This is a genomic window from Propionivibrio sp. (assembly GCF_017995515.1).
GTDB lineage: Bacteria > Pseudomonadota > Gammaproteobacteria > Burkholderiales > Rhodocyclaceae > Propionivibrio.
The window spans coordinates 4434-12253 of sequence record NZ_JAGOIT010000096.1 but is presented as its reverse complement, the minus strand read 5'-3'; the positions used below and the strand labels follow the sequence as shown (position 1 = coordinate 12253).

Below are 7820 nucleotides of genomic sequence, written 5' to 3'. Positions count from 1 at the left end.
GCGTTCTCCATCATGCCTTTCAGCGTTTCCTGATCGGGATGGACGCGGATTGACTCGGCGAGATAGCGGTAGCTGTCGGCGTCCTTGGTGATGATTTCGCCGATGCGCGGGATTACCTTGAACGAATAGAGATCGTAGACCGGTGCCAGCGGTTTCCAGATCTGCGAGAACTCGAGAACGAGCAGACGACCGCCGGGGCGCAGCACGCGGCGCATTTCGGCGAGTGCCAAGTCCTTGTGCGTCATGTTGCGCAGGCCGAAGGCGACGGTCACGCAGTCGAAGTAGTCGTCGGGGAAGGGAAGCTTCTCGGCGTCGCACTGGGCGACGGGCAGCAGGAAGCCCTTGTCGCAGAGGCGGTCGCGGCCGTGCGTCAGCATCGCGTTGTTGATGTCGGTCAGCCAGACCTGCCCGGTCTTGCCCACCTTGCGCGCGAAGGCGAGCGAGAGGTCGCCCGTGCCCCCGGCCACGTCAAGCACGCGCGAGCCTTCACGCACGCCGCTGCGGGCGATGGTGAATGACTTCCACAGGCGATGCATGCCGCCCGACATCAGGTCGTTCATGATGTCGTAGCGATGGGCGACGGAGTCGAAAACCTCGGCGACTCGGCGGGCTTTTTCGGCTTCGGCGACCTGCTCGAAGCCGAAGTGGGTCTTGCTTTCAGGATTCATCGTTCAGGCTCGAAAAGAACGGTCTGGATCAGCGCTTGACGGCGCAGGACGGCGTCGGCTTCGCCGGTGGCGGCGGACATTCGCCCGGATCGCGGCTGGCGCCGGCTTCCGCGAGGCGATCGAGATACGCCTGCCAAAGCTCGTCGCGATGGATGCACAGCGTGTGCAGCATGTCCCACGAAAAGAGACCGCTGTCGTGGCCATCCGAGAACACCGGTTTGATCGCGTAGTTGCCGACCGGTTCGATGCCGAGAATCTCGACATCGCGCTTGCCGACCTGCAGGGTCTCCTGACCCGGTGCGTGCCCGCGTGCTTCGGCAGACGGCGTGAATACGCGCAGGAACTCGTAGCTGAGCTCAAAGCGTTCGCCGTTCTCAAACGCTAGCTCGAGAATCCGCGACTTCTGGTGCAGTTTGATCTCGGTGGGAATCGGGGTGTCGGAATTCAGGCCAGCCATGTCAACCTTTGCTCTTTGGTGAACGCGCTATCATAGCGCAAACTCCGCGCGTCAGCCCGCGAGGCGAAGCGCCGGCACGCTTTCGCGCCTGCGCTGTCATCAATCTGTAATCCATCCTTAATAGACTTCGGGCACGCAATTTCAGAGAGCGAAAAACCGATGCCAGCCACCATCCTCGTCGTTGAAGACGAACCGTCGATTCAGGAGTTGATCGCTGCGAGTCTGCAACATGCCGGACATCGGACGCTGCGCGCGGATACAGCGGAAGACGCGGTGCGCCTGGTCAATGAGACCTTGCCCGACGTCGTCCTGCTCGACTGGATGCTCCCCGGCATGAGCGGCATCCAGTACGCCCGGCGGTTGCGCGGCGACGAGCGCACGCGTGACTTGCCGATCATCATGCTCACCGCGCGCAGCGAGGAGCACGACAAGGTTTCCGGTCTCGAAGCCGGTGCCGACGATTACCTGACCAAGCCGTTCTCGCCGCGCGAACTGCAGGCGCGGATCAAGGCGGTGCTGCGCCGACGGGCGCCGCAGATGACCGAGGATTGTGTCGACGTCGAGGGCCTGCGCATCGATCCGGTGACGCATCGCGTGACCGGCAACGGCAAGCCGATCGACCTCGGGCCGACCGAGTTCCGCCTCCTGCACTTCTTCATGACCCACATCGAGCGCGTGCATACGCGCGCGCAGCTGCTCGACCAGGTGTGGGGTGACCATATCTTCGTCGAGGAGCGCACCGTCGATGTACATATCCGCCGCCTGCGCGCTTCGCTTGAGGCAACCGGCCATGATCGCCTGATCCAGACGGTGCGCGGCACGGGTTACCGTTTCTCTGCTCAGTCTGAATGAGCAACGCGGCCCGATTGGAGCGGTGCGCTTGAATACGGTGTGGGAACGTACCCTCTGGTGGTCGCTGGCCCTCGCCTGCCTGATCGCCGCGCCGATCGCGCTGGGCTTTGGCATCAACTGGGGTTTGTGCGCCCTGGCCGGCGGGTTGCTCGTCATGCTTTGCTGGCATCTCTATCACTTGCGTCAGTTGATGGACTGGCTCGAAGGTCCGCTCAACGCGCCGCTGCCGCGCGGGCGCGGTGCCTGGGAGATCGCCTTTGCCGGGCTGCACCGTCGTGTGCGCGTCCGTCTCGGGCAGCAGAACGCGCTTTCCGAGACGCTCGACCGTTTCATGCGCGCTTTCCAGGCGCTGCCGGACGGCGTGATCGCCTTCGACCGGCACCGCCACATCGACTGGATCAACGAGCGTGCCGAAGTGCATTTCGCGCTGTCGGCGGCGAGCGATCGCGGGCAGGCGCTGACCAACCTGATCCGCCATCCCGATTTCGTCGCGTATCTCGACGGCGGCAACTACGAAGAGCCGCTGATCTACCGCGGCGGACGCGTCGAAGGTCTAACGCTGTTGCTGCAGATCATCCCCTATGGCGAAGACCAGAACCTCCTCGTCTCGCGCGATATCAGCCAGCTTGAGCGCATGGAGACGATGCGCCGCGACTTCATCGCCAACGTTTCGCACGAACTCAAGACGCCACTCACCGTCGTCGCCGGCTTCTCCGAAATGCTCGCCGACGACTACGCGGCGTGCAGCGAAGCCGAAGTCGCGCACTACCTGAAGCTGATCTGCGAGCAGAACGCGCGCATGCAGCGTTTGATCGAAGACCTGCTTACGCTGTCCTCGCTCGAGACCGGCAGTTCGGCGCCGATCGAAGAGCGGGTGGAGATCGCGCCGATGCTACAGAGCATCCTGGCTGACGCGCAGGCCTTGTCGGCAGGGCGGCATGAAATCACGCTCACGGTGGACGAGCCGTCCGTCATTCGCGGCTGCGCCAACGAGTTGCGCAGCGCCTTTGGCAACCTCGCCGGCAACGCCGTGCGCTACACGCCGCAGGACGGCAAGATAGACCTCGTGTGGCGGCGGCGCGAAGGTTCCGCCGAATTCGTCGTTATCGACACCGGGATAGGCATCGCGCCGCCGCATCTGCCGCGCCTGACCGAGCGCTTTTACCGTGTCGATCGCAGCCGTTCGCGCGAAACGGGCGGCACCGGCCTTGGCCTCGCCATCGTCAAGCATGTGCTGACCCGGCATCACGCGACCCTCGACATCGAGAGCGAGCCGGGCAAGGGCAGCCGCTTTACTGCGCGCTTTCCGGCGACGGTGCTGGTGGCCGGGTAGGCCGCCAGCAGGTCAGCAGATCTCGAAGGTCACCCGGTCGAAGTCGGGGCCCGAGTCGAGTACGCGCGTCAGGCGGACCTGCCACGCCCCGTCGGTATACAGCTCGATGATTCGCCCTCGGCGGAACCAGCCCTGCGGCAGCACCAGCGACTGCTCGGCATTGACCGCGGGAATCGCCGGCAGCAGGAAGGCGCGCTGGTAGTTGCTGCTGAATTCCCACAGCGTCTCGCCTTCCTCGGCGATCGAGCGCGCGGCGATGGCGAGCGGCAGACCGGGCAGGGCGCGCACGCCGGCGATCAGGCCGCCCTCTTTCTCCTGCATCAGCCAGGTGTTCTGCGCCAGCAGGAAGTGGTCGCCGTCGTGCGGGCACAGCGCGATCAGTTGCCCGTGCGTCATCTTTCGGCCCGACGTGCTGCGCACCAGGCGGAAACCGTTGGCCGACTGGTTGACGACCTCCCAGGTATCGAGTCCGCGCGCGTATTGCTCCTTGCGCACCTGCAGCACCTGCGTCGGATCGACCTGATGGCGGAAGGCGAACAGGCTTTCGTATTCGCGCCGGGAATAGGTCCGCACGTTCTCCGGTTGCTCGAACTCCTTGCCGGAAATGTGGAAGTGCATGTCCTCGAAGCTCGTGCATAGTTGCGATGCACCCGAGGTGGCGTGGCGGCGGAATTTCCTCGGCGCGCGCGCCTGCGACCACGGGCGAGAGAGCGTTTCGAGCAGGCGATTGCACTGGCCGGCCGAGCAATCCTCGCCGAGCCCGAGTTGTGCCGGCGGGGTGCGCTGCCGGAGTTGTTGCCGGATCTGCGTCATCTGCAGCGCCAGGCGGCTGGTGTCGAGGCAGCGCAGATGCTCGGTCTGCAGGCAGTCAGCGATGGGGCGCAGCGCGGCGTCGTGCATCAGGTCGATGACGAACTGCGGCAGCGCTTCGCCAGCGTGCGCCTTGCGCAGGCTGACGAGTGGCGCCCAATAGGTCGCCCAGCGCCGCATGAGCGCCTGGTCGCGCAGCGACAGGCTGTAGCATCCCGCCATGTCGCAGAGGAGGAAACTGACGTAGGCCGCCTGGATGTGCGTGCTGCGACCCAACGGTTCGAGCGGGTCGTTGATCGTTAGCATTGCGATCTCCCACTCCTCGGCGCTCGCGTAGTAGCCGTGCAGGTCGAGCCATAACCCCCAGGGGAGTTCGCGGCGCGCACGCAGGTGCTCGACGATGGTCATGCCCGTATTCTGGATGCAGCGGTGCAGCGTCGTCGCCACGCGTTGTGCGTGGGCCGGGCCATGATCGTCGGGTGAGTCGCGTTCGGCACAATGCGCGTAGGCGCGCGCGGCCTTGCGCCAGAGGGTGGTGACCTGCTGAAACAGGTCTTCCTCGACATCTCCGAGCGGTAGCGGCTTGTGCAGGTAGCGTTTGGCAAGATCTTCGGTGACGAAGGCGATCGGCAGGCGGGCGTGTTCGAGCAGGCGGAAATACGTCTCGCTGTCCGGCGGGATGGCGACCAGGCTGTCGAGCAGGCGTACCAGATCGTTCGCTGCCTGCGCCGGATTGGCCATCGGCAGGCGGGCGATGATTTCGCTCCCGGTCTGGAAGTCCGGGATGGCGAAGGTGATGTTGGTCACGGCGTTCATGATTGACCTCCGTTCGCAAGTGTCTCTGGTGGCCCGAGTCGCCTGGCGAGTTCTTCGCGAAGCCTCCCGGTACGGGCCGGATCGTTGGCGGCCGGATTTGTCGCCGCTGGTCTTTGCGCGGGCGCCCAGATCGGATTCGGGAAACAGCGATCCTCTCGCCAACGCGGAATGACGTGCCAATGCACGTGCGGGACCATGTTGCCGAGGCTCGCCAGATTGATCTTGTCGGGCTTGACGACGTCGCGTACGACGGTTTCGACGGTGAAAACGATGCGCATCAGTTCCTGCTGCTCTTCGCTCGGCAGATCGCTCATCTCGGCGGCGTGCCGGTTGAGGATGACGCGGCAGAAGCCGGGGTAATCGGGGTCGCCGACGCTGACGATCCGGCAGAGCGTGTTCTGCCAGAGGCATTCACCTCCGGTCGAGGCGCACAGTTCGCAGGTACGGCTTGAGTCATTCATCATCCGGGCTCCAGGCAAGGTCCGCCTTGCGCGGAACGAAACTGCTGACTACGCCTGAAGTCTGCCAGATAGACCAATGAATACAAGGAACTAAGTCACGGATCGGCGATTGTGTGTATCAACCCGGAATCCTTGGTTGCCGCGCGTCATACCCTTCGACACGCCCGCTGCGCAGGCTGCTCAGGGCGAACGGAGGTGTGATCCTGCCGGTACGCTCAAGAAAAAACCGCTCGTCCTGAGCCGTGAGCCTGTCGAACGATCGAAGGATGGGCGGTTTCGTAATTCAACTGAGAGGTTTTGAATACATGCCGAAACGCCTGCCACAGAGTCACAGAGACGCAGAGACGCAGAGTTTTTGCAGCGAAAACCTTTGGCAACGGTGTTTTTTTTCTGCGTTTCCTCTGTGCCTCTGCGTCTCTGTGGCGGGTTTTGAGTTTTTTCACAGACTCTGAGGATTCCAGGATCAAAGCAGCACGCGTTCGATTCCGCCGTTGTTCGCCTTCTCGACGTAGTCCTTCATCCAGTTCTCGCCGAGCAGACGCCGCGCCATCTCGACGACGATGTAGTCGGCGTCGGTGCCGGCGTCGTCGTTGTAGCGCGACAGCCCTTGAAGGCACGACGGGCAGGAGGTCAGCAACTTGACGTCGCCCTGGAAGCCGTCGGCGCGCAGCCTGGCGGCGCCCTTCTCGATCTCCTCCTGCTTGCGGAAGCGCACCTGCGTCGACACATCGGGGCGGGTGACGGCGAGCGTGCCCGATTCGCCGCAGCAGCGGTCGGAGAGCTCGACCGGCTGGCCCATCAGCGCGTTGGCGACCTTGATGCCGGCCTGCGTCTTCATCGGCGCGTGGCAGGGCTCGTGGTACATGAAGCGCGTGCCGGTGACGCCGTCGAGCTTCACGCCCTTCTCCAGCAGGTACTCGTGGATGTCGAGCAGGCGGCAGCCGGGGAAGATCTTCTCGAACTGGTACCTCAGCAGTTGATCCATGCAGGTGCCGCAGGAGACGATCACCGTGTTGATGTCGAGGTAGTTCAGCGTGTTGGCGACGCGGTGGAAGAGCACGCGGTTGTCGGTGGTGATCTTCTGGCCCTGATCCGCTTCGCCGGCGGCGATCTGCGGGTAGCCGCAGCAGAGATAGCCGGGCGGCAGCACCGTTTGCGCGCCGACGTGATAGAGCATCGCCTGCGTCGCCAGGCCCACTTGCGAGAACAGCCGCTCCGAGCCGCAGCCGGGGAAGTAGAAGACGGCGTCGCCGTCGTAGTCGTCGGCACTCACCTTCTTCGGATCGCGGATCACCGGGACGATCTTTTCGTCCTCGATGTCGAGCAGCGCGCGCGAGGTGCGCTTGGGCAGGCCGCCGGGCATCGGCTTGTTGATGAAGTGGATGACCTGCGAGCGAATCAGCGGCGAGATTTTCGGCGGCTGGCCGAGCGTCGCCGGTGGCTGCTTCGTCTGCCGCTGGATGAGCCCCAACGCCTTGGCGACGCGGTGGGCCAGGCGCTGGCCCTTGTAGCCCCAGCCGACCATCAGCGCGCGCATGGTGCGGATCGACGCGGCGTCCTTCATCGTCAGGAAGGCCATCGCCGCAGCCTTGGCCGGCACGACCTTCTTCTTGCCCTGCTCACGCAGGAAGTTGCGCATGCGGATCGAGACGTTGCCGAAGTCGATGTCGACCGGGCACGGATTGACGCACTTGTGGCAGATCGTGCAGTGGTCGGCGACGTCGTTGAACTCGTCGAAGTGCATCAGCGAGATGCCGCGTCGCGTCTGCTCCTCGTAGAGGAAAGCCTCGATCAGCAGCGAGGTGGCGAGGATCTTGTTGCGTGGCGAGTAGAGCAGGTTGGCGCGCGGCACGTGCGTCGAGCACACCGGCTTGCACTTGCCGCAGCGCAGGCAGTCCTTGACCATTGTCGAGATGTCGCCGATCTCGGACTGCTCCATGATCAGCGACTCGGTGCCGAGCAGCGAGAAGGACGGCGTGTAGGCGTTGGCCAGATCGGCGCCGGCTATCAGTTTGCCCTTGTTGAAGTGGCCGTCCGGGTCGATCTTTGCCTTGTACTCGCGGAACGGCCGGATCTCGTCTTCGCTGAGGAACTCGAGCTTGGTGATGCCGATCCCGTGTTCGCCCGAGATGACGCCGTCAAGCGAACGCGCCAGCGCCATGACGCGTGTGACCGCCGCGTAGGCGGTCTGCAGCATCGCGTAGTTGTCCGAATTGACCGGAATGTTGGTGTGCACGTTGCCGTCGCCGGCGTGCATGTGCATGGCGACGAAGACGCGGCCGCGCAGCGTCTCGCCGTGGATCGCCTCGATGCGCTCGCGCACCAGGCGGAAGACGTTGCCGGCGAAGACGTCGTCGAGCTGCGGCTTGAGTTCAGTCTTCCACGACACGCGCACCGAATGATCCTGCACGCGGTGGAAGAGG

At 64.2% G+C, this 7820-nt stretch carries 7 protein-coding genes; 2 read left to right on the top strand and 5 right to left on the bottom strand.

Annotated elements, in window-relative coordinates:
• Both ubiE and KBA32_RS13850 read right to left on the bottom strand, forming a co-directional pair.
• Positions 1-668: bifunctional demethylmenaquinone methyltransferase/2-methoxy-6-polyprenyl-1,4-benzoquinol methylase UbiE (gene ubiE, locus KBA32_RS13855; RefSeq protein ID WP_294359902.1), on the bottom strand; the 668-nt coding region annotated here is incomplete at its 3' end.
• 28 nt (positions 669-696) lie between these two features.
• Entirely contained in the window at positions 697-1125 is a 429-nt protein-coding gene (locus KBA32_RS13850) for a DUF971 domain-containing protein (protein ID WP_294359900.1), read from the bottom strand.
• 159 nt (positions 1126-1284) lie between these two features.
• Here KBA32_RS13850 and phoB point away from each other — a divergent pair, with 159 nt between their 5' ends.
• Both phoB and phoR read left to right on the top strand, forming a co-directional pair.
• On the top strand, positions 1285-1977 hold the full coding sequence (gene phoB, locus KBA32_RS13845) for a phosphate regulon transcriptional regulator PhoB (RefSeq protein ID WP_294359896.1): 693 nt from the start codon (positions 1285-1287) through the stop codon (positions 1975-1977).
• A 37-nt stretch (positions 1978-2014) separates the two neighbouring features.
• Positions 2015-3310, top strand: a complete 1296-nt coding sequence (gene phoR, locus KBA32_RS13840) for a phosphate regulon sensor histidine kinase PhoR (RefSeq protein ID WP_294359905.1) — start codon at positions 2015-2017, stop codon at positions 3308-3310.
• A gap of 12 nt (positions 3311-3322) precedes the next feature.
• On the opposite strand, the gene KBA32_RS13835 is transcribed toward phoR, so the two are convergent.
• The 3 genes from KBA32_RS13835 to KBA32_RS13825 form a co-directional block, all read right to left on the bottom strand.
• Entirely contained in the window at positions 3323-4936 is a 1614-nt protein-coding gene (locus KBA32_RS13835; RefSeq protein ID WP_294359893.1) for a hypothetical protein, read from the bottom strand.
• Positions 4933-5397: an HIT family protein gene (locus tag KBA32_RS13830; protein WP_294359890.1), complete on the bottom strand. Its 465-nt coding sequence runs from the start codon at positions 5395-5397 to the stop codon at positions 4933-4935. Before KBA32_RS13830 ends, KBA32_RS13835 begins: the two co-directional genes overlap by 4 nt.
• Before the next feature lie 463 nt (positions 5398-5860).
• The coding region (locus tag KBA32_RS13825) for a DUF3400 domain-containing protein (protein ID WP_294359887.1) at positions 5861-7820 on the bottom strand (1960 nt) is incomplete at its 5' end.